Origin of the sequence: Streptomyces vulcanius, from assembly GCF_042653945.1 — a bacterium.
GTDB lineage: Bacteria > Actinomycetota > Actinomycetes > Streptomycetales > Streptomycetaceae > Streptomyces > Streptomyces mangrovi.
On the sequence record NZ_JBHSFK010000068.1, the window covers coordinates 3275 to 22354 of the forward strand.

Genomic DNA, 19080 nt, shown 5'->3' on the forward strand with positions numbered 1-19080 from the left:
GTCGACGGGAACCTGCGCCCCTCCACCGACACCGAGACCCACCGCTGCCTCTACCTGGCCTTCCCCTCCATCGGCGGCATCACCCACACCCACTCCACCCACGCCGTCGCCTTCGCCCAGGCCCGCCGCGAGATCCCTGTCCTCGGCACCACCCACGCCGACACCTTCAACGGCCCCATCCCCTGCACCCCCGACCTCACCGCCGAACAGTGCGCGAAGAACTACGAGTACAACACCGGCCGCGTCATCATCGACAAGCTCGATGGCGACGACCAGAAAGCGTCCGAAGTCCCCGCCGCCCTCGTCGCCAACCACGGCCCCTTCACCTGGGCCACCACCGCCCGAAAGTCCCTCGAACACGCCATCATCTGCGAAGCCGTCGCCGACATCGCCCTCCACACCCTGGCCCTGTCCCCAACCACCCCACCACCCCCGCACCTACTGGCTCGCCACTACACCCGCAAACACGGCCCCGACGCCTACTACGGCAACCCAACCCCAGCCCCCTCCCCATGACAAACCCTGGCCCCCACGCACGAGGCGGCTGGGACCAGTGCCGGGAACCGAACGAGTCCGGAAACACCGGCATCTCGAAGAGGAGATAACCGTGCCCCGCGACCGCGACGGATCCTTCGAACCGAAGATCGTCAAGAAACGGCAGAAGCGCCTGACCGGCGTCGACGAGATGGTCATCTCGCTGGCCACGAAGGGACTGACGACCGGCGAGGTGCAGTCGCACCTGGCCGAGGTCTATGGAGCCGAGGTCTCCCGCCAGACCATTTCCACCATCACCGACAAGGTCCTGGAAGGCATGGCGGAATGGCAGAGCCGCCCGCTCGACCCCGTCTATCCGGTCGTCTTCATCGACGCCATCCACGTGAAGATCCGCGACGGTGCGGTCGCCAACCGGCCGATCTACGTCGTCCTGGCCGTCACGGCTGAGGGCCGGCGGGCCTCGCGCGCGACATCGTCAGGCGCCAGGGCGACGGTTTGGCCGTCGCGTGGGAGGCGGAGATGACGGCGGAGGCCGCGCGGCGGGAGCCGGAGACCCGTGAGGAGCTGGCTGCCGTGCCGGCCCGGATCCGTACGACGGTGACCCTGCGCACCTGGCGCAGGTGTGGGCGGCGCGGCATGCCGAGTGGCGGCGGGTCGCCGCGTGGCTGGACGCCTCCGGCCGGACGGTCTATGACCCGGCCGGGGAGAGCGAGGGCACCGCAATGGGCCGACGGCCGTGCCGCGCGGAAGCAGGGTGCGGCGGGCAGCGTGGGAGCAGGAACGGCGGGACGCGCGGGAGGAACTGCGGGCGCAGGTGTGGCTGCCTGCGGACGTCAGCCGTTCGGTTGCGCGCCCTCGCGGCCCGCCACCCGCTAGATGATCGATTCCAAGGGATCAGTGGTCATGGGCGGTCAGTGAGCGCAGGACGGGCTGTCCGGTGTGATCGTTGTGCCAGATCGCGGCGGTTATTGCGAGGATTCGCTGCATGACGCGGGCGATGACACCGCCGGGGGTGCGTCCTCGGTGCTGTTCGAGGTCGAGTTGGCCTTTGGCTCACGAAGCCTGGCTTGGGAATTCACCCACCGGGTGCGATGCGATAGGTTCCCGGTGTCTGGCCCATGGTGCGGCTGAACGTGTCGATGAACGCACTGGTCGTGGCCCATCCGCACTGGCGTCCCGTTTCACTGACGCTTGCTCCTTCCGCCAGCAGCACCATGGCGTGAAACACCCGGACGTTGGTCCTCCATTGTGGATAGGTCATGCCGAACTCGCTCCTGAACAGCCGGGCCAGGGTGCGCTCGCTCACGCCGATGCTCCGCGCGAGCCAGGCGGCAGTCCGCGGCTGTCGCAGATCGCCAGCCACCAGCGCGCACGCCTGCCGCAGCAGGGAGTTGTCGGGGGTGGGCAGCGTCAATGGCTCCACGAGGGCTCGCCGCAGCCGGTCCCGCAGGACGGCGCGCAGGTGGCGTGCCTCCTGCTGCGGGAGGGACGGTTCACTGCACGCGATGATCAGTTCGCGCACCAGGTTGTCCACGGCCACGACGACCGGCGCCTCGGACTTCAGCAGGACGTCGTGGGCGGCGAAGCCGAGCGTGTGCACGGAACTGTGCCCGTGCACCCGGTGCTGATGCCAGATGCCCGCCGGAATCCACACGGCGCGCGCCCTGGACGCCACCCAGGATGCCTCGCCCGTCTGCACCGCCAGCACACCGGCGCTGACGTAGAGAAGCTGGTGATAGCCATGCTGGTGGCGGCCGATGGCCTCACCCGCCAGGTGGGCATGCGTGGTGTCCCTGGGCTCCGCCGCCTCCTCCGTCTGACTGTTTTCCGACATACGACGGCAGAATAACGGAAGCGGCACACCGCGCGGTCCTGCCAGCGTGGTGACCATGCCCACGACATCCCACATCCCGCGCGATCTTCCTCCCACGGCCCCGCCCGCACTGAAGGCCCGGCTGGTCTCCAGCCTGCGCGGTATCGCCCTCGACACCCGCCCGCTGGCGCACCCTGTCTTCCGTCGCCTGCTGATCGGGCAGGGCGCGGCATACATCGGGACCATGGTCACCAGCGTCACCATCCCGGTACAGGTGTACGCGCTGACGCGGTCGTCGCTCATCGTGGGGCTGGCGGGGCTGGCCGGCCTCGTACCGCTCGTGGTCTTCGGCCTGTACGGCGGCGCCATCGCCGACCGGTTCGACCGCCGTACGCTCTACCTGGCATCGGCCTGCCTCACCTGGGCGATCACACTCGCCCTGCTGTTCCAGGCGCTCGCCGATCTGCGCTCGGTGCCCCTCATCCTCGCCCTCGTCGCTGTCCAGGCCGGCGCCTTCGCCGTGTCGTCCGCCGCCCGGGGCGCGATCATTCCCCGCATCGTTCCCACCCCGTTGGTACCCGCCGCGAACACGCTGTACTTCACCGCCGGCAATGTCGGGCAGGTCGCCGGGCCCCTTGTGGCGGGCCTCCTGATCTCGCTGCCGAACGGCTACTGCTGGGCCTACGGCGCCGACGCCGTGCTGTTCTCCGTCCTGGTGTACTCGGCCGTCAACCTGCCCCCGATCCTGCCGACCGGCTCGGGGGCCCGCACCGGCGGGCTGCGCTCGGTCTTCGACGGGCTGCGGTTCATCGCCGCCGCCCCCGTGCTCTGGATGTCCTTCGCGGTCGACATCGCGGCGATGACGATGGCCATGCCGACCGCCCTGTTCCCGGAAGCGGCACAGCTGCGCTTCGGCGGAGGAGTGGGACTGTTGTACTCGGCCATCGCCATCGGGTCGGTCGCAGCGGGGCTGTTCAGCGGATGGATCGGACGAGTGCGCCGCCAAGGCCGGGCGCTGGCGATCGCCGTCACCACCTGGGCGGCGGCCATCGCCCTCGCGGGCACCGTCCACCACCTCCTCGCGGCCGCGGCCCTGCTGGCCGCTGCCGGAGCGGCGGACCTCGTCAGCGCGGTCTACCGCGAGACGATTCTGCAGACCTACGCACCAGACGCCATGCGTGGCCGGCTGCAAGGCGTCTTCACCGTCGTCGTCGCCGGCGGTCCGCGCCTCGGAGACCTACGTGCCGGCGCCATGGCCTCCGCCACCGGTCTCGGTGTCGCGTGGACAGGCAGTTCGCTGCTCTGCATGATCGTCGTCATCGCCGGCGCACTGCTGGTCCGACCGTTCTGGCGCTACACCGTCACCCCGGCACAGCCGCCATCCCCACCGACGCGTCCCGAAGCCGCACACCAGCCATAGAACTCGCGCATCACGGCCGTCTCTCGTTCGTTCACCCGGAGATCCAGACTGAACCGCCAGGATGATCGGCCCCAAGGGGTCAGTGGTCATAGGCGGTCAGTGAACGCAGGACAGGCTGTCCGATGTGATCGTTGTGCCAGATCGCTGCGGTCAGCGCGAGGACGCGCTGCATGACGCGGGCGACGACACCGCCGGGCGTGCGCCCTCGGTGCTGTTCGAGATCGAGTTGGCCCTTGAAGGTCTCGTTGACCGACTCGATGACCTGGCGCAACGGTTTGAACAGCGGAACTCCAGGCCGTTCCGGCTCGCCCTTGCGGGCAGGCCGCAGCAGCCGAATGTCCTGTCCGGCGAGCTCGTCTTCGAAGCCTCGTCGGCCTTGGCCCCGGTCAGGGCGAACGCGACGGGCAGGCGCTGGAGGGTGCACACCAGGTGCAGCCGCAGGCCCCAGAAGAAGCGGCTGTGACTGGCGCAGTACCCGTACTCGGCCCATCCGGCCAGGTCGGAACGCTTGACGGTCTCGCGTGAACGGCCGCATTCCACCGGCGTGGAGTCCACGATCCACACGTCGTCGCTCCACACCGAGGTGTCCGTGGCCAGGAGCCGGGTGACCCGGCGGAGCAGTCCGGCGGCCTTGCGCAGCCGCTTGTTGTAGCCGGGCTGCTTGGGCAGGTATGGGAAAAGATGTCGCAGGTGGGAGCGTGCGTGGCGGAGCCATCTGGCCTCGGAGGTGAAGCCGGGCATGGCCTGCATCATCGCCAGCGTGACCAGCTCAGCGTCGGTGAGCTGCGGGGCGATCCCCACAGCCGGCCGCCATGGCGCGAGACGCGGAGATGCCTTCAGCAGGTCGTCGGTCTTCACCTAGAGTGCGATCGCAAGGGTGTCCAACTCTGTCTTCACACACTGACGTTGGACGCCCTAGCCCCATGCGCACAGCCGATCCCTTGGAATTGATCATCTAGGAGAAGACCGCGACCGTCTACCTGGCCGGACTCCGCGTCGCGGGCATCTTTCTCCGGTCCGTTCGGTGATCCGAACGAAACCCCTTTAGTAGCTGTCGTAGCTGGGCTTACCGTTCGGCCGGTAGACGCCGACGATGGTGCCGCCCTTCGTCGTCGAGACGCTGACCGGTTCCAGCGCAGTGGGGATCGCTCCGTCGGCGAACAGGCGCTTGCCGGTGCCGATGATCACCGGATGGATGGTCAGCCGGTACTCGTCGACGAGGCCGTGCTGCGTGAGGGTCTGGGCGAGGTCGCCGCTGCCGACGACGTTGATGTTGCCGCCCTCGGACACCTTCAGCTTGCGTACGGCATCGACGATGTCGCCCTCCAGCAGCGTGGAGTTCTGCCACTCGACGGACGTCAGGGTCCGAGACGCCACGTACTTGTGCATGCTGTTCATCCGATGGGTGAACGGGTTGCCGGGATCGGCGGTCGGCCAGTACGACGCGAAGATGTCGTACGTCTTGCGGCCGAGCAGCATCGCGTCGGAGTGCTCGTACCAACCGGCGATGGCCGTGCCGACCTCGTCGTCGGCCACCGGTTTCTGCCAGCCGCCGTGCTCGAAGCCGCTCTCAGCGTCCTCGTCCGGACCGCCCGGCGCCTGCATGACGCCGTCCAGCGTGAGGAACGTGCAAACGATGATCTCGCGCATGGTGCGCTCCCTTCGTCGACGGGTAGACGGCACAACCGCCGGAAACTCATCGGTGAGACCTGGTGCGCATCCAGTGCCGTAGGTCGCGAGGCGGGGCATCCCGGTGAGGGGAGACGCTTGGATATTCCGGCAGCTGTGACCGCTGGCTGCGCCGATAGTCTCTCCGGCAACAGCCCAGACGAATTGCGAGAAGCCAGTGATCCGAGACCTGTACAACGTCCGGGTGCAGCCCGCGGAAGGCGGATCCACGCCTTTGACGGAGGAGGAAGAGCAGCGCGCTCGGGCGGTGTTGTTCAGCGATCTCGGCAACATCATCGCCGAACGAGGCTGGGTCCGGTTCCCCGCATACTCGCCGGAGGAACGCCGCCGACTGGTCGATGTCGCGCACCGTCTCAGTGCATATTGGGGGCAGCAGGTGTTCATCGAGGCCGAAGATCAGTGCGCCATGAAGCTCTATCTCGCCGGGCACGGATCGCAGCCGGCGAATCCGCTGCTGCCGTAGGCGGGAGGTCGCGATCTGCGCGATCTCGGTTAGTGGATGACCTGTTCACCCAGCTCATGGCCCACCGCATGACAAGCGGAACCGACCCCTCTGCTCGTCATGGACGTCTACGGATACTCCGCGAGGCCCAGTACGAGGCGCTTGACCGGGTCGCTGATCGCGTACGGGAGCGAGGCGATCAGAGGCGCTGCCAGGCGGGCGTCCATCGCCACGGTGTAGCGGGCTCTGGGCCGGCGGGCGGTCAGGGCCCGGTGCACGGTGGCGGCGGCCCGGTCCGGGCCGGCGAACCGCGTCGGATCACTCAGCGCCGCGGCGGCGTCTCGGTAACAGTCGGTGACGTGGGTTGAGATGTTGCTGGGCGGTGTGAGTGAACGGACTGCGTCCTCCAGCAGGCCCGTGGCATGGAAGCCGTGCTCGATGAGCACGACCTGTACTCCGGAGCCGGCCAGTTCCATCCGCAGTGCGTGGGTCAGTGCGGCGGACGCCGCCCTGCTGGCGCCGTACCATCCGCCCAGCGGCAGCACTGAACGCCCGGCAGCCGAGGAGAGGTTGACGATTCGGCCCCGGCCGCGGCGGCGCATCGCGGGAAGCACCAACCGCGCGAGGCGCATTGCGGCGAAGGTGTTGATCTCCATGAGGCGGTGCGCCGTTTCCTCGGTGACGTCCTCCACGGCCTGGGCCACCGCGAATCCCTCCGCGTTGACCACTGCGTCGGGGCCGCCGGCGGTGAGGTGGGCGATGTCCTCGAACGCCGCTTCGCAGGCGGGCGGGTCGGATACGTCGAGCGTCGTCACCCGCAGATCGAGACCTTCCGCCCTGGCCCGCTTCGACAGTCCGTCCGCTTCGTCCCGCGTGCGGGCCGTGGCGAACACATCCGTCTGGCTCTGTCGTTCCGTCCTGGTCTGCCGCTGGGTCAGAGTCGGATGATCGTGATGCCGGCGCTGAAGCCGCTGGCGAAGCCGATCAGGGTGACCACTGAGCATGCGGGGCACCGAGATCTGGTGGATGAGACGCATCGTGCCACGAAGGCAACGACGCCTCTCCCTGGCAGCCGACTGGAGAAAGGTGCCGAAAGCCGAGGATGCAGGCGGGGAAGACGAGGAGCAGCCAGGCGCGGGTGATCACCCGACGGCCGAAGTGCCCCACGTCGGCGTAGAAGCGCCTCGGCGCAGGTCTCCGCGAGCACGATGGCGGCCGGTGCGAAGAAGACGGTGCTCCAGCGGCCCGCCAGCAGGGCGTGGGTCGGCTGAAGGGTTGGTTCACCTTCGCGCGTGCGGCTGGATGAAGGTGACGTGCCGCGTCAGGCCGCTTCGCCGACGAGGAGGCCCAGCAGGATGATGCCGAGCGCGCCGGCGAGTCGCTGGTGGAGGTCGAAGGGGGCCGGTTCCTCGCGGATCCAGCGCAGGATCGTCGTGAAGTAGGAGGCGGCCAGCAACTGTCCGGCCTGCTCGCAGTCGACGTCCGCCCTGATCTCCGTGCGCTGCTGCCCCTGGTCGACGATCCTGGCGAGTTCGATCTCCAGGGAGGGGTCCTGGAGGAGGCGGCCGTACCGCGCGGAGGCGTCCATCAGGACGGAGGTCTCGGCGCGGGAGGCGACGTTGAGGTCGGCCATCTCCTTCAGGTAGCGGTGCAGCCGGTCGCCGACCGGCAGGTCCTCGGCATGCTGGGCGCCGAGGATCTCGTTGACGCGGGCGCGGCGGCGGACTCCCCATTCCTCCAGGAAGCCGATCTTCTGCGAGAAGTGGTTGAAGACGGTGGCCCTGGCGACGTCGGCGGTTTCGGCGATCTGGTCCATGGTCGTCGCCTCGTACCCCTGGGCGACGAACAAGTGCAGCGCCGCGGCGTAGAGCTGGTCGCGCACCTGCTGTCGTTTGCGTTCCCGGCGTCCGGCGGGCGGCGTTGCGGGCACGGGCGCGGGCACGACTTCGGCTCCTGCCTCCGGGATCTTCATGGCCTCCAGTACAGCACAGGGCCGCGGGGGTATTGACGCCGCCGCACCATCTTCTTAGATTGTCGACCATTGATGGACTCCAGTCCACCAATGTACTCAAGTCTCGCCATCTGGCGCGGGACGAGACAGGAGGCAACGTGGCTTCCGTGGCATCCCGGACGGGCTGTGTCGAGCTCGGACACGGCTGTTACGCCTGGATCGCGGGCGATGTCGGCTGGGGCATGAGCAACGCCGGGCTGATCACCGGCCGGGGCGCGTCACTGCTCGTCGACACCCTCTACGACCTGCGGCTGACCAAGACCATGCTCGACGCGCTGACGCCGCTGACCGCCACCGCGCCGATCGCCACCGTGGTCAACACCCACGGCAACGGCGACCACTGGTTCGGCAACCAGCTCGTGGCCCACGCCGAGATCATCGCGGCCCGCGGGTCCGTGGCGGACATGCGCCAGGTGGGTCCGGCCGAGATGCTGGCGCTGACCGGCATGGACAGCCCCGCCGGACACTTCGCCCGCCGGATCTTCGGCCGCTTCGACTACACCGACATCGAACCGGCCCTCCCGAACCGAATCTTCGACGGCGAGGCCGTTCTGGACATCGGCGGCACCGAGGTCCGCCTCATCGACGTGGGTCCCGCGCACAGCGCCGGGGACACGATCGTGCACGTGCCGCAGGCCCGGATCGTCTACACCGGCGACATCGTCTTCGCCGGGGCGGCGCCGGTCGTCTGGCACGGCCCCTTCACCCGCTGGCTCGCCGCCTGCGATCTGCTGCTGGGCCTCGACGCGGACATCGTCGTGCCCGGCCACGGCCCGGTCACCACCAAGCAGACGGTCCGTGAGATCCGCGACTACCTCGAATACGTCCATGACCAGGCCACCGCCCGGTTCACCGCCGGAATGCCGGCCCTGGACGCGGCCCGCGACATCCGCCTCGGCCGCTTCGCCGACCTGGACGAGAGCGAACGCCTCGCCGTCAACGTGCACACCGTCTACCGGGAGCTCGACCCCTCACTGCCCCCACTCGACGGCCCCGGGCTGTTCGGCTGCATGGCCGAGCTCTGCCCCCGCGTCTGACGACGCTCCCCGCCTGCCCCGACGAGGCCTCACCCTCCGCCGACGGCGCACCGCCCCGCCCGGTGCGCCCAGCTCCCCGCCGTCCCCTCGGGCCCTATGTCCCGCCAAACCCCGCAAGGAGGAGACATGGTCTCCACCCCCGCCTACGACCCACCCGCCGCCCGGACCTCCGATGCCGTACCGGCCGCCACGGCACGCCACACCGGCACGATCATCGCCGGCTGTCTGGCCGTCTGCCTGGCCCAGATCGGACTGGTCCTGCCCGCCGCGATCAACGGCGTCATGCAGCGCACCCTCCATGCGACCGGCGGAGAACTGACCTGGATCAGTGACGCCTTCCTGGTGCCCGCCGCCGTCCTCGCCCTGACCTTCGGCGTCCTGGGCGACCTGTACGGCCGTAAGAAACTGGTCGTGGGCGCGGCGCTGCTGTCCGCCGTCGGCTACCTGGTGTCCGCCACCTCCCACTCCGCAGCCCAGTTGATCACCGGCCAGGCGATCTCCGGCATCGGAGCCGCCGCGCTCTTCCCCGCCTCCCTGTCCATGATCACCGCGATCACGACCACCCCGGCCGCGCGAGCCAAGGGGCTGGCCTCCTGGACCACGGCCCTGTCGCTCGGCGCCTTCCTCGCCCCGCTGATGTCCGGCGGGATCGTCGAGCACGCCTCCTTCCAGTGGGCGTTCGGCGTGACCGGCGTGCTCGCCGTGATCACCGCGGCGGGTGCCCGGCTGCTGGCCGCCGAGTCCAGCGCCCCCGAGGGCCGCTCGCTCGACTGGCCCGGACAGATCGCCATCGCCGTGGCCATGCTCGCCCTGCTGTACGGCATCATCCAGGGCCCCTCCGACGGCTGGAGCTCGGCACCCGTCGTCACGTCCTTCGTCGCCTTCGCCGTGTTCATCGTCGCGTTCGTGCTGATGGAGAGCCGCAGCGCGGCCCCGATGCTGCGCCTGGAGCTGTTCCGCATCCCGGCCTTCGCCGCGTCGGCCGCGATGGCGGTGATCGGCATGTTCGGCTTCCTCGGCGGCGCGTACGACCTGAGCATCCGCCTCGGCGTCATCCAGCACCAGAGCCCCTTCCAGGCCGCGGTGCCCTTCCTCGTCATCCAGGGCGTCACCCCGCTCATCTGGCCGCTGCTGGTCCGGCTGCTGCACCGCGTGGGCCCCGGCCCCATGCTCGTCACCGGGTTCGTCTCGCTGGCCGGCGCCCAACTGTGGCTGCGGGCGGTGCCGATCCACGAAAGCGGTCTGATCCCCCTGCTCGGGCCGCTCGTGCTCAACGGTGTCGGCTTCGGTCTGGTCGTCGCCGCCCTCACCGCCGCCGCCGTCAACGTCGTACCGCCCAACCTGACCGGCATGGCGGGCGCCACCACCAGCCTGGTCCGCGACCTCGGCCAGACCCTCGGCCCGGCGGTCGTCGGCGCCGTCGCCCTCGGCATGGCCGCCAGTCAGCTCACCGGCAGCCTCGCCGGCGCGGACCTCACCCCCAAGGAGCACGGCATCGCCTCCGCCGTCCTCAACGAGGGCGGCCCGCTCGCCCTGCACAGCGCCGACCTCGGCCCGCTCAGCGCCAAGCTCGCCCCGTACACCACGGACGCCCTGGCCCGCGGCTACAACAGCGGACTGATCCTCACCGCCGTCGCGTGTGTGGCTGCCGCGGTGATCGCCGCCGTCTTCGTCGGCTTCGGGCGCAGCGGCACGCGGCCGGCCGAGGCGGACGGAAGTGCGGCATGAGGTTCGCGACCTTCGTCCACGACGGGAAACGGCAGGCGGGAGCCGTCGCCGACGACCAGGTCCACGCGTTCGAACACCCTGTCGAACTGCTGGATCTGATCGTGGAGGGCGAGCAGTCCCTGCGCGGGGCGGGCGAACGCGCCCTGGCCGGCATCCTGCCGTTGCCCCTGGCAGACGTGCGGCTGCTGCCGCCGCTGCGACCGCCGACCGTACGCGACTACATGACCTTCGAGAGCCATGTCGAAGGCGTCGCCCGGGGATACGGCGACACCGTCCCCGAGGAGTGGTACGCCGCGCCCGCGTTCTACTTCACCAACCCGTACGCGATGATCGGCGCCCACGACGACGTGCCCCTGCCGCCGGGCTGTCTCCGCTTCGACTTCGAACTCGAGGTGGCCGCCGTCATCGGCAAGGCCGGCCGGGACCTGACCCCCGAGCAGGCATGCGAGCACATCATCGGCTACACGATCCTCAACGACTGGTCCGCCCGTGACCTGCAAGGCCGCGAGATGAAGGTCAAACTCGGGCCGGCCAAGGGCAAGGACACCGCCACCACCCTCGGCCCCTGGCTCGTCACCGCCGACGAACTCGAACCCCATCGCAACCCGGAAGGCTTCCTCGACCTCGCACTGACCGTCCAGGTCAACGGCGAGCACGTCGGTCAGGACCGACTGGCCGACATGGCCTGGACGTTCGAGGAGATGACGGCGTACGCCTCACGCGGCACCTGGATCCGCCCCGGTGACGTCCTGGGCTCCGGCACCTGCGGCAACGGCGGCTGCCTGGCCGAACTCTGGGGCCGCGGCGGCGCCTTCGAGCCCCGGCCGCTGGTCCCCGGCGACACGGTCACCATGACGGTCGAGGGCATCGGCACCATCAGCAACACCGTCGTCGAAGGCGTCGCTCCGGTGCCTCTGCCACCCGCCCGCCGCAGGCGATGACCCCGTACTCCTGGGGGAGGGCCGGAGCAACGGCCCTCCCCCAGCCCGACGCCTCCACCCCCTGAACAACCTGCCTCTGGCAAACCCCGGTGCCCGATACCGCGTCCGGCACCGGGGGGAAAGGCGTGAACAACGTGGACAAAGTCATGGCCTCGGCCGCCGACGCGGTCGCCGACATACCGGAAGGGGCCTCGCTGGCGGTGGGCGGCTTCGGGCTGTGCGGTATCCCCACCGTCCTCATCGGCGCCCTGCTCGCGCAGGGTGCCGGCGGTCTGCGCGTGGTCTCCAACAACTGCGGCGTGGACGGGCAGGGGCTCGGCATCCTGCTGGCAGCAGGCCGCATCGCCCGGGTGACCGGCTCCTACGTGGGCGAGAACAAGGAGTTCGCCCGCCAGTACCTCGCCGGTGAACTGGAAGTGGAACTCACCCCGCAGGGCACCCTCGCCGAACGGCTGCGCGCCGGCGGCACCGGCATCCCCGCCTTCTACACCCCGGCCGGCGTCGGCACCCAGGTCGCCGACGGCGGACTGCCCTGGCGCTACGGCCCCGACGGGGCCATCACCGTGGCCTCTCCGCCGAAGGAGATCCGGGAGTTCCGCGGCCGGACCCACGTCCTGGAGGAGGCCATCACCACCGACTTCGCCCTCGTGCGGGCCGCCCGCGGCGACCGGCACGGCAACCTCGTCTTCCACCGCAGTGCCGCCAACTTCAACCCCCTGGCGGCCATGGCGGGCCGGATCACGATCGCCGAGGTCGAGGAACTCGTCGAACCCGGCGCCATCGACCCCGACGCCGTCCACCTGCCCGGCATCTACGTCGACCGGATCGTGGGCCCCGTCCCCGCCGACGACAAGAGCATCGAGAAACGCACCGTCCGCACGTGTGAGGAGCGGCACTGATGGCCTGGACCCGCGACCAGATGGCGGCCCGCGCCGCACGCGAGCTGCCCGACGGCTCGTACGTCAACCTGGGCATCGGACTGCCCACCCGAATCCCCAACCACCTCCCGCCCGGCGTGCACGTGGTGCTGCACTCGGAGAACGGCATCCTGGGCACCGGCCCCTACCCGTACGACGACGAGGTCGACCCCGACCTGATCAACGCGGGCAAGGAGACCGTCACCGTGCTGCCCGGCGCCGCGTTCTTCGACTCCGCACAGTCCTTCGGGATGATCCGCGGCGGCCGCATAGACGTCGCCGTGCTGGGCGGCATGCAGGTCTCCGCGGCCGGTGACCTCGCCAACTGGACCGTACCCGGAAAGATGATCAAGGGCATGGGCGGTGCCATGGACCTGGTGCACGGCGCGCGCAAGGTCATCGTCCTCATGGAACACACCGCCAAGGACGGCACACCAAAGATCGTCAACGAATGCACCCTCCCGCTGACCGGACAGGCATGCGTCCACCGCGTCATCACCGACCTGGCCGTCCTCGACATCACGGCCGACGGCCTGTCCCTGGTCGAACTCGCCCCCGGAGTGACCCTCCCGTACGTCCGCGAACGTACGGGACCACCGATGCCGGCGCCTGCCTGGACCTGAACCCCTCGACCACGTGCCACGGCGATCGTTCCGCGCGTCCACAGCCGCATGGGCAGCCGCTTTCGATTCCCAGGCATCGCCCGCTCCCCACACGACCACGGGGTGCACACAATGGACCGCGGTGCGGTGCACGGCCGCAGGAGAACTTGTTCCGCGGTGGAAGCATCTACCGGGGGCTGTGGTGAGGCTGCTGTTCGGCCCGAACGAGCTGGTGAAGCCGACCCGGGGTAGGTAGGGGATCACTCGGTCGTCTCGTTGTGGGACAGACGTACTTCTTCGTTGTCGAGGCGGGCCTGGACCCGCCGCAGGACGCTGTCGTCGATGCTGTTGTCGTCGCGGAGGCGGACGACGGTGGCGCGTTTGTGGGCGAGGAGGGCAAGGCGCAGGGCGGTGTCTTGCTCCGCGCGGCTCGCCGTCTGCCCGTCGTCCGTCTCGCTTTCTCCGGCGCAGGCGACCTGGAGGTGGGTCTCGTACTCACGGCGGATCCGCTCGGCGATCTCGAAGCCCCGCCCGGGATGCTTGAGGCTGGGGCCCGGAGGTCGGTTACCCCGGGGCTTGGTGCCGTCCGGGGCGGCGCCACGCCGCACGGCCGGTCGTCAGGCGGGCAGGTTCCTGGCGAAGAAGTCGGCGAGCTTGGCGATGGCCGGGGTGACGTACTCGTCCTTGTCGTACAGGTCGACGTGGGTGGCACCGTCGATGACGAAGAACTCCTTCGGCTCGCTCGCCTTCGCGATGGCCTCACGGCTGAAGTAGGCGGTGTCCGCCTCCGATCCGACGATCATCAGCAGCGGCCGCGGGGAGATCGCGTCGATCATGGCGTACGAGTCGTACGGCGCCATCTGGTCCACGCTGCGCATCACCCACTGGTTCGTGGAGCGCGGGTGCCGGCCGCGCGAGGTGCGGTAGTAGTCGAAGCACTCCTGGTACAGCGTCGGCATCGACGGGTCCACGGCGTCCGGCAGGGCGCTCACCAGCACCGTCGGCTTGCCCAGCGCCTCCTGGGTGCGCAGCGCACCGGCCTGCTCGAGCATGCCGCGGAAGGCGCTGCCGTCGTCCGTGCGGCCCACGCCGTCACGCACCAGGCTCGTGGTGTCCACGGCGCTGACGGTGGCGACCGCCTTGATGCGGTGCTCGCTCTGTGCGGCGAAGGGGACGTAGCCGCCGGAGGCGCAGACGCCCAGGGCGCCGATGCGCTCGGGGTCGACGTCGTCGCGGGTGCTCAGGTAGGAGACGGCCGCCTTGACGTCCTCGGCCCGCTGGAAGGGGTTCTCCAGGCCGCGCGGCTCGCCCTCGCTCCCGCCTCCGTAGGCGGCGTCGTAGGCCAGGGCGATGAAGCCCTGCTCGGCCAGACGCTGGGCGTACAGGCCGGCGGTCTGCTCCTTCACCCCGGTGAAGGGATGGCCGACGACCACGGCGGGCAGGCGTCCACCGTCGTGATCGTCGGGAGTGTAGAGGTGTCCGGCGAGGTTCAGTCCGTTGCTGGGGAAGGTGACGTTCGTCTTCATTTCCTTCGGTTCTTTCTTCGCAGGAGAGATGAGCGGCGGCATCCGCCGTATCCGTGCGCCCCGGAGTTCCGGTGCGCCTTCGGGGTTCGCGGACCTCACGTGCCCGGCTGACGGGTCGGTGCCGGGTCAGAGGTACTTCGTGAAGAACGGCGACAGGTGGGCCGTCACCTGGTCGACGTACTCGGGGACGTCGTAGAGGGAGACGTGTCCGGCGCCGTCGATGACGGCCAGCTCCCTGGGGCTGTTCACCCGCGGCAGCAGCTGCTCGGCCTGCCACAGGGAGCCCGCGTTGCTGCCGGCGACCATGAGCAGCGGCTGGGTGAGCAGCGTCTCGACCTGGTGGAACGCGTCGAAGGCGTAGATGTTGGCGACGCTGGTGAACAGCATGCGGTTGTCGGCGCGCGGGTGCTGGGCGCGGGGCGTGCGGTAGTAGTCGTGGGCCTCGGCCATGTCGGGGACGGTGGTCTCGTCCACCGTCTCGGGCACGTACGGCACGATGGCGGCGTCGGCGCCCTGGGCCTCGCCAGCCCGCTGCTGGGCCACCGCGTCAAGGGTCGCGAGCTGCGTGGCGACGGGCTCGGTACCGTCCCAGCCCAGGCGGTAGGCCGCGCCGATGTCGATCGGGCTGACGGTGCCGACGGCCTTGATACGGCGGTCGGTCATCGTGGCGTTGACGGCGTAGCCGGCGCCGGCGCAGATGCCCAGCACGCCGATGCGGTCGGCGTCGACGTAGCCGAGCGTGGACAGATGGTCCACGGCCGCCCGCACGTCCTCGACCCGGGAGGCGGGGTCTTCGAGGTGGCGGGGCTGGCCGCCGCTCTCCCCCTGGTGGGAGGCGTCGAAGGCGAGGGTGACGAAGCCCTCACGGGCGAGCTTCTCGGCGTAGAGGCCGGCCGTCTGCTCCTTGACGCCGCCGCCCGGGTGGACGGACACGATCGCCGGGTAGGACCGGTCCTCGGAGAAGCCGTCCGGGAGGTGGAGGTTCCCGGCCATGGTGACGCCGGCATTGGTGAAGGTGACGTTCTGCACGGTGATGTCCTTCGCTGATCTGTCCGGGAGAGTGGCCGTGGGGCCGCCGCTCCCCGATCGAGGTGAAAGCCCGCAGAGTCGGTCCGAAAGCATGCAATGAGCGGGCCGACAACCATGCAACCGGTGCACCGGCGAACGAGGGAGTCACCGCTGAAAGGTGTCATGGCAGGGCACCCCACCAAGCCCTGCGGCTGCCTAGCCTGGAAGGCATGGACCACCGCAGCGAGATCCGCGAGTTCCTGACCTCCCGCCGGGCCAGGATCACCCCCGACCAGGCGGGGCTGCCCAGTTACGGCGCCCGCCGGGTGCCCGGCCTGCGCCGCTCCGAGGCAGCCCAGCTCGCCGGGGTCAGCGTCGAGTACTACGCCCGCCTGGAAAGGGGAAACCTCGCCGGGGTGTCCGACACAGTCCTGGACGCGCTCGCCCGCGCCCTGCGGCTGGACGACGCCGAACGTTCCCACCTCCACGACCTGGCCCGCGCCGCCGGAACGAGTCCGCGCCGACGCCGCAAACCGGTGGCCCCGCAGGGTGTGCGCCCCAACGTCCAGCGCCTCCTCGACACGATGACCGACACCCCGGCAGCCGTCATCAACGGCCGCACGGACGTCCTGGCGAGCAACGCACTCGGCAGGGCCCTGTTCGCACCACTCCACGACAGTGCGTGGCAGCCTGCCAACCACGCCCGGTTCATCTACCTCGACGCCCGCTCCCACACCTTCTGGGACAACTGGGACCACGCCGCGGATGACGCCGTGGCCCTGCTCCACGCCCACGCCGGCCGGAACCCCTTCGACCCGGATCTGACCGCCCTGATCGGCGAACTGTCCACCCGCAGCACGGACTTCCGCACCCGCTGGGCCCGCCACGACGTACGCCGCCACACCACCGGCGTCAAACACCTCCGCCACCCCGCCATCGGCCCCCTCCACCTCACCTTCGAGGCGATGGCACTCGTCGCCGACGAGGACCTGACCCTCCTCGCCTTCGGCGCCGAACCCGGCACCCCCTCCGAGGACGGCCTGCGCCTGCTGGCAACCTGGGCGGCCACCCACGATCAGGAGCGGGCGGTCCCCACGGCCGACGAGACCTGAGCGATTGGTTTCCCCGTCGAACACTTGGAGTCCAGGTACTTCGGTGAGGTCTTCGACCGGCCGTTCCCTGAGCCTCTGCCCCGGTGGGACGATGCCGGGGAATACGGTGCCGACATGTGGGCGACCGAGCACGAGACGCGCGGCGAGGTCGTCGACCGTTACCGTCGCGCATGGGAGCACTCGGACGCGACGATCACCGCCCTCGCCATCGACTCTCCCGGCCAGTCACCCCGGGTGGCCGTTAGCCACCACCTTGCCCTGTGGAGTCCGGACGTTCCTCGGGAAGCCCCTGGGGGCTCCACGCGGCCGTCCGCCCGGCTCGTCTGCCGTGTCGACCTTGGTAGACGACCAGCCACGGCTCCTGGTTTCTTCGATCAGCGACCTACGGGCGGTCCCGGCGTCTCCTTGGGCCGTGCCCCAGACACAAGCTCCTTGGACGAGTAGTCGAGCCAGAGCTCTCCGGTCACCCTGCCCTTCGCGCCCAGCTGGCACCCAGCTCGCACCGCCCACTCGCGAACGCGTGCCTCATCCAGCAGGCCGTCCGGGCCGAGCAGGTCGTCGCGCCCGGCTTGGTCGAGGCGATAGGAAGCGGTCACCCGGTCCGGGACCCGTCCGCTGCCACCGATGGCAATTCCGCGTTGTTGAGCCCAGGCTCGGACGGCGTGGGTCTCGGGCCCGGAGACGGCTGGCCGCGAACGCCGTCTGGCCTGTGTCGCCAGGCATCCGCAGCTGCGGGTGTTTCCGGATGTGACCTGGGACTGGACAGCAGTGAAGATCTCGGGATTTCGGCATGCGCACTGGTAGTCGCGGATGATCTCATCTGGCTTTTCCGGGTTCCGGTAGGGCTCGGAAACGGGTGACAGCAGGCTGTCGGCATGCGGGGCCTTTGGGGAGAGACGGCGCAATGTCGGCGGACCCGCCTTCTTCAGCCTTCGACGCGGAGGACGCAGTTCGCCCCATACCGCGGTGATGTAGGCATCGGCATCGGCCTGGCACCGGGCCCTGCGGCCGCTGAGGTACGCGTCCAGCCCCGGCAGCGCCCCGCTGAAGCACGCCGAGAGAGCCGAGGCCACCGCACCGGCCTGCTGATGGGCCGCGGCCCGTTCAGGTACCGCCACAACCAGAGCGTGAGGGGCCGCCATCTCCGGCAGATCGCCGATCCGCACGTGAATGAGCAGGTCCAGAAGCCCCGCTTCAACCAGTACCCGACTCTTGTCGTTCTCGTACTGGCGGCGGTCCCGCTGCCTGGCCGAGTGGTGGAAAGCTCCGTCGTATTCGAGGCCTACGCGGACGCCGTGAGGCAGTTGGAAGACCGCGTCGACCTCGACGTCCTTGTACCGCCAGTGGGATGGCTTGTGCCCCGGCGGCACGGTGAGATGGTGTGAGGCGAAGTCGGGTATACCGTCCGGCAACCGTGGATCACGGTCCTCCGGTGGTACGAGGTCGATGAGTCCGGCAAGCTCAGCAACCAGCCGGACCTGCTCCTTCGATATTCCGGACGTCGAGCACTTGCCGCAACCAGTCCCCTGGACACGGTTGAGGATGGTCGCCTCCCAGCCGTGGCCGTGACGGCATCTCCACGGCAGAGTCGCGTACATACCCTCGCCGCCTGCGTCGGCAGCCTGCTTCCGAGAAACGTTGTGCTGGCTCGTAGTCAGCTGACGTGGGTCAAGGTCCGGAGCATCCAGCTCGTCCGCGAGATCCGGGAACCAGGTGAACAGCGAGTTCGTGTCGTCGATCACGTATCCCGCACACACCCGACAGCCGTTCCCCTGAAGGGCCCGCTCTTTGACCACCGCGTGGAAACGGTGCTCAACTGGCTTCCACACTGCGCTACTTGGATCGACCGCCCAAGTCCGGCAGATCCACGGCACGCTCTCATGCGCAGCGTGGGTGATCTCGCTCGCTGGTCTCTGTCCACGATACTGAGTGGCCAGCGTCGGAAGGTCCGACAGCCGGATCAAACGCCGACACTCGGGGCACCCTGCTCCCTCCCGGATACGGTCCTTGGGCCAGGCCGGCCACGGCTCATGACCGAAGCCAAGGGAGCATTGCCACAGGTAGGGACTGGCCTCGCCGCGCCTCTGAGCAGTCGCCGAGACCTGCTCGGGACGGTCCACATTGTCCCGGTGCCACTGCGCCGCGACCTCCGGGATATCCGCGACCGTGGTTTGCCCGCGGCCACCAGTACGGCTGTCCCACCGGTCCTTGACCGTGACCTTGTGCCGATTCCAGTACGCGGTGGCTTCGGCCTGCCGGGCCTGGGCCACTGCGAGTTCCTTCTTCATCCGCTCACGGCGGGCTCCATTGATGTCGTCCCAGACAGAGCGCATATGGCG

Annotated in this window: 17 protein-coding genes and 4 pseudogenes; 11 read left to right on the forward strand and 10 right to left on the reverse strand. The window is 69.5% G+C overall.

Annotated elements, in window-relative coordinates:
• Positions 1-516: class II aldolase/adducin family protein (locus ACFPIH_RS53435; protein WP_385879272.1), on the forward strand; the 516-nt coding region annotated here is incomplete at its 5' end.
• Between the two features lie 82 nt (positions 517-598).
• A pseudogene (locus ACFPIH_RS53440) lies at positions 599-952 on the forward strand (transposase); the annotation flags it as partial.
• Positions 953-1389: 437 nt separating this feature from the next.
• Here the strand turns inward: ACFPIH_RS53440 and ACFPIH_RS53445 are convergent.
• Both ACFPIH_RS53445 and ACFPIH_RS53450 read right to left on the reverse strand, forming a co-directional pair.
• Positions 1390-1545 (reverse strand): annotated as a pseudogene (locus ACFPIH_RS53445) (IS982 family transposase); the annotation flags it as partial.
• Between the two features lie 25 nt (positions 1546-1570).
• Positions 1571-2386 carry a helix-turn-helix transcriptional regulator gene (locus tag ACFPIH_RS53450; RefSeq protein WP_381166697.1) on the reverse strand — a complete coding sequence of 272 codons (816 nt, stop codon included), beginning with the start codon at positions 2384-2386 and terminating at the stop codon, positions 1571-1573.
• Here ACFPIH_RS53450 and ACFPIH_RS53455 point away from each other — a divergent pair.
• Entirely contained in the window at positions 2385-3728 is a 1344-nt protein-coding gene (locus ACFPIH_RS53455) for an MFS transporter (protein ID WP_381166699.1), read from the forward strand. The genes ACFPIH_RS53450 and ACFPIH_RS53455 overlap by 2 nt on opposite strands.
• A 79-nt stretch (positions 3729-3807) precedes the next feature.
• On the opposite strand, the pseudogene ACFPIH_RS53460 reads toward ACFPIH_RS53455, so the two are convergent.
• Together ACFPIH_RS53460 and ACFPIH_RS53465 are read right to left on the reverse strand one after the other, a co-directional pair.
• A pseudogene (locus ACFPIH_RS53460) lies at positions 3808-4586 on the reverse strand (transposase family protein).
• Between the two features lie 186 nt (positions 4587-4772).
• Positions 4773-5378: a dihydrofolate reductase family protein gene (locus ACFPIH_RS53465; protein ID WP_381166701.1), complete on the reverse strand. Its 606-nt coding sequence runs from the start codon at positions 5376-5378 to the stop codon at positions 4773-4775.
• A gap of 196 nt (positions 5379-5574) precedes the next feature.
• On the opposite strand from ACFPIH_RS53465, the gene ACFPIH_RS53470 reads away from it, so the two are divergent.
• Entirely contained in the window at positions 5575-5880 is a 306-nt protein-coding gene (locus tag ACFPIH_RS53470; RefSeq protein WP_381166703.1) for a hypothetical protein, read from the forward strand.
• 107 nt (positions 5881-5987) lie between these two features.
• Here the strand turns inward: ACFPIH_RS53470 and ACFPIH_RS53475 are convergent, their stop codons facing one another.
• The gene (locus tag ACFPIH_RS53475) at positions 5988-6752 is read right to left on the reverse strand and encodes an SDR family NAD(P)-dependent oxidoreductase (RefSeq protein ID WP_381166705.1); all 765 of its coding nucleotides are present in this window, start codon (positions 6750-6752) and stop codon (positions 5988-5990) included.
• Positions 6753-7180: 428 nt separating this feature from the next.
• Complete coding sequence (locus ACFPIH_RS53480; RefSeq protein ID WP_381166707.1) at positions 7181-7831, reverse strand: TetR/AcrR family transcriptional regulator; 651 nt, start codon at positions 7829-7831, stop codon at positions 7181-7183.
• Positions 7832-7977: 146 nt separating this feature from the next.
• Here ACFPIH_RS53480 and ACFPIH_RS53485 point away from each other — a divergent pair, with 146 nt between their 5' ends.
• From ACFPIH_RS53485 to ACFPIH_RS53505, 5 genes are all read left to right on the forward strand, one after another.
• The gene (locus ACFPIH_RS53485; RefSeq protein WP_381166709.1) at positions 7978-8907 is read left to right on the forward strand and encodes an MBL fold metallo-hydrolase; all 930 of its coding nucleotides are present in this window, start codon (positions 7978-7980) and stop codon (positions 8905-8907) included.
• A 126-nt stretch (positions 8908-9033) separates the two neighbouring features.
• Positions 9034-10635, forward strand: a complete 1602-nt coding sequence (locus tag ACFPIH_RS53490) for an MFS transporter (RefSeq protein WP_381166711.1) — start codon at positions 9034-9036, stop codon at positions 10633-10635.
• A complete protein-coding gene (locus ACFPIH_RS53495) occupies positions 10632-11576 on the forward strand; it encodes a fumarylacetoacetate hydrolase family protein (protein WP_381166713.1) in 945 nt (314 codons plus the stop codon). Before ACFPIH_RS53490 ends, ACFPIH_RS53495 begins: the two co-directional genes overlap by 4 nt.
• A 134-nt stretch (positions 11577-11710) precedes the next feature.
• On the forward strand, positions 11711-12475 hold the full coding sequence (locus ACFPIH_RS53500) for a CoA transferase subunit A (protein WP_381166715.1): 765 nt from the start codon (positions 11711-11713) through the stop codon (positions 12473-12475).
• Complete coding sequence (locus ACFPIH_RS53505; protein ID WP_381166717.1) at positions 12475-13116, forward strand: CoA transferase subunit B; 642 nt, start codon at positions 12475-12477, stop codon at positions 13114-13116. Before ACFPIH_RS53500 ends, ACFPIH_RS53505 begins: the two co-directional genes overlap by 1 nt.
• 239 nt (positions 13117-13355) lie before the next feature.
• Here ACFPIH_RS53505 and ACFPIH_RS53510 read toward each other — a convergent pair whose 3' ends face one another.
• From ACFPIH_RS53510 to ACFPIH_RS53520, 3 genes are all read right to left on the reverse strand, one after another.
• Positions 13356-13703: a hypothetical protein gene (locus ACFPIH_RS53510; protein ID WP_381166719.1), complete on the reverse strand. Its 348-nt coding sequence runs from the start codon at positions 13701-13703 to the stop codon at positions 13356-13358.
• Between the two features lie 9 nt (positions 13704-13712).
• A complete protein-coding gene (locus ACFPIH_RS53515) occupies positions 13713-14621 on the reverse strand; it encodes an alpha/beta hydrolase (RefSeq protein ID WP_381166721.1) in 909 nt (302 codons plus the stop codon).
• A 126-nt stretch (positions 14622-14747) separates the two neighbouring features.
• On the reverse strand, positions 14748-15650 hold the full coding sequence (locus ACFPIH_RS53520; RefSeq protein ID WP_381166723.1) for an alpha/beta hydrolase: 903 nt from the start codon (positions 15648-15650) through the stop codon (positions 14748-14750).
• 209 nt (positions 15651-15859) lie between these two features.
• On the opposite strand from ACFPIH_RS53520, the gene ACFPIH_RS53525 reads away from it, so the two are divergent.
• Both ACFPIH_RS53525 and ACFPIH_RS53530 read left to right on the forward strand, forming a co-directional pair.
• The gene (locus ACFPIH_RS53525) at positions 15860-16741 is read left to right on the forward strand and encodes a helix-turn-helix transcriptional regulator (protein ID WP_381166725.1); all 882 of its coding nucleotides are present in this window, start codon (positions 15860-15862) and stop codon (positions 16739-16741) included.
• Between the two features lie 15 nt (positions 16742-16756).
• Positions 16757-16972 (forward strand): annotated as a pseudogene (locus ACFPIH_RS53530) (mycothiol transferase); the annotation flags it as partial.
• A gap of 143 nt (positions 16973-17115) precedes the next feature.
• Here the strand turns inward: ACFPIH_RS53530 and ACFPIH_RS53535 are convergent.
• Positions 17116-19074 carry a zinc-ribbon domain-containing protein gene (locus ACFPIH_RS53535; RefSeq protein WP_381166727.1) on the reverse strand — a complete coding sequence of 653 codons (1959 nt, stop codon included), beginning with the start codon at positions 19072-19074 and terminating at the stop codon, positions 17116-17118.
• Positions 19075-19080 lie beyond the last annotated feature (6 nt).

Bases quoted from the DNA above. Each gene is read 5' to 3' on its own strand.
- ACFPIH_RS53455 (WP_381166699.1), top strand. From the start codon at position 2,385: ATGCCCACGACATCCCACATCCCGCGCGATCTTCCTCCCACGGCCCCG.
- ACFPIH_RS53450 (WP_381166697.1), bottom strand. From the start codon at position 2,386: ATGGTCACCACGCTGGCAGGACCGCGCGGTGTGCCGCTTCCGTTATTC.
- ACFPIH_RS53465 (WP_381166701.1), bottom strand. From the start codon at position 5,378: ATGCGCGAGATCATCGTTTGCACGTTCCTCACGCTGGACGGCGTCATG.
- ACFPIH_RS53480 (WP_381166707.1), bottom strand. From the start codon at position 7,831: ATGAAGATCCCGGAGGCAGGAGCCGAAGTCGTGCCCGCGCCCGTGCCC.
- ACFPIH_RS53490 (WP_381166711.1), top strand. From the start codon at position 9,034: ATGGTCTCCACCCCCGCCTACGACCCACCCGCCGCCCGGACCTCCGAT.
- ACFPIH_RS53495 (WP_381166713.1), top strand. From the start codon at position 10,632: ATGAGGTTCGCGACCTTCGTCCACGACGGGAAACGGCAGGCGGGAGCC.
- ACFPIH_RS53505 (WP_381166717.1), top strand. From the start codon at position 12,475: ATGGCCTGGACCCGCGACCAGATGGCGGCCCGCGCCGCACGCGAGCTG.
- ACFPIH_RS53515 (WP_381166721.1), bottom strand. From the start codon at position 14,621: ATGAAGACGAACGTCACCTTCCCCAGCAACGGACTGAACCTCGCCGGA.
- ACFPIH_RS53525 (WP_381166725.1), top strand. From the start codon at position 15,860: ATGGACCACCGCAGCGAGATCCGCGAGTTCCTGACCTCCCGCCGGGCC.
- ACFPIH_RS53535 (WP_381166727.1), bottom strand. From the start codon at position 19,074: ATGCGCTCTGTCTGGGACGACATCAATGGAGCCCGCCGTGAGCGGATG.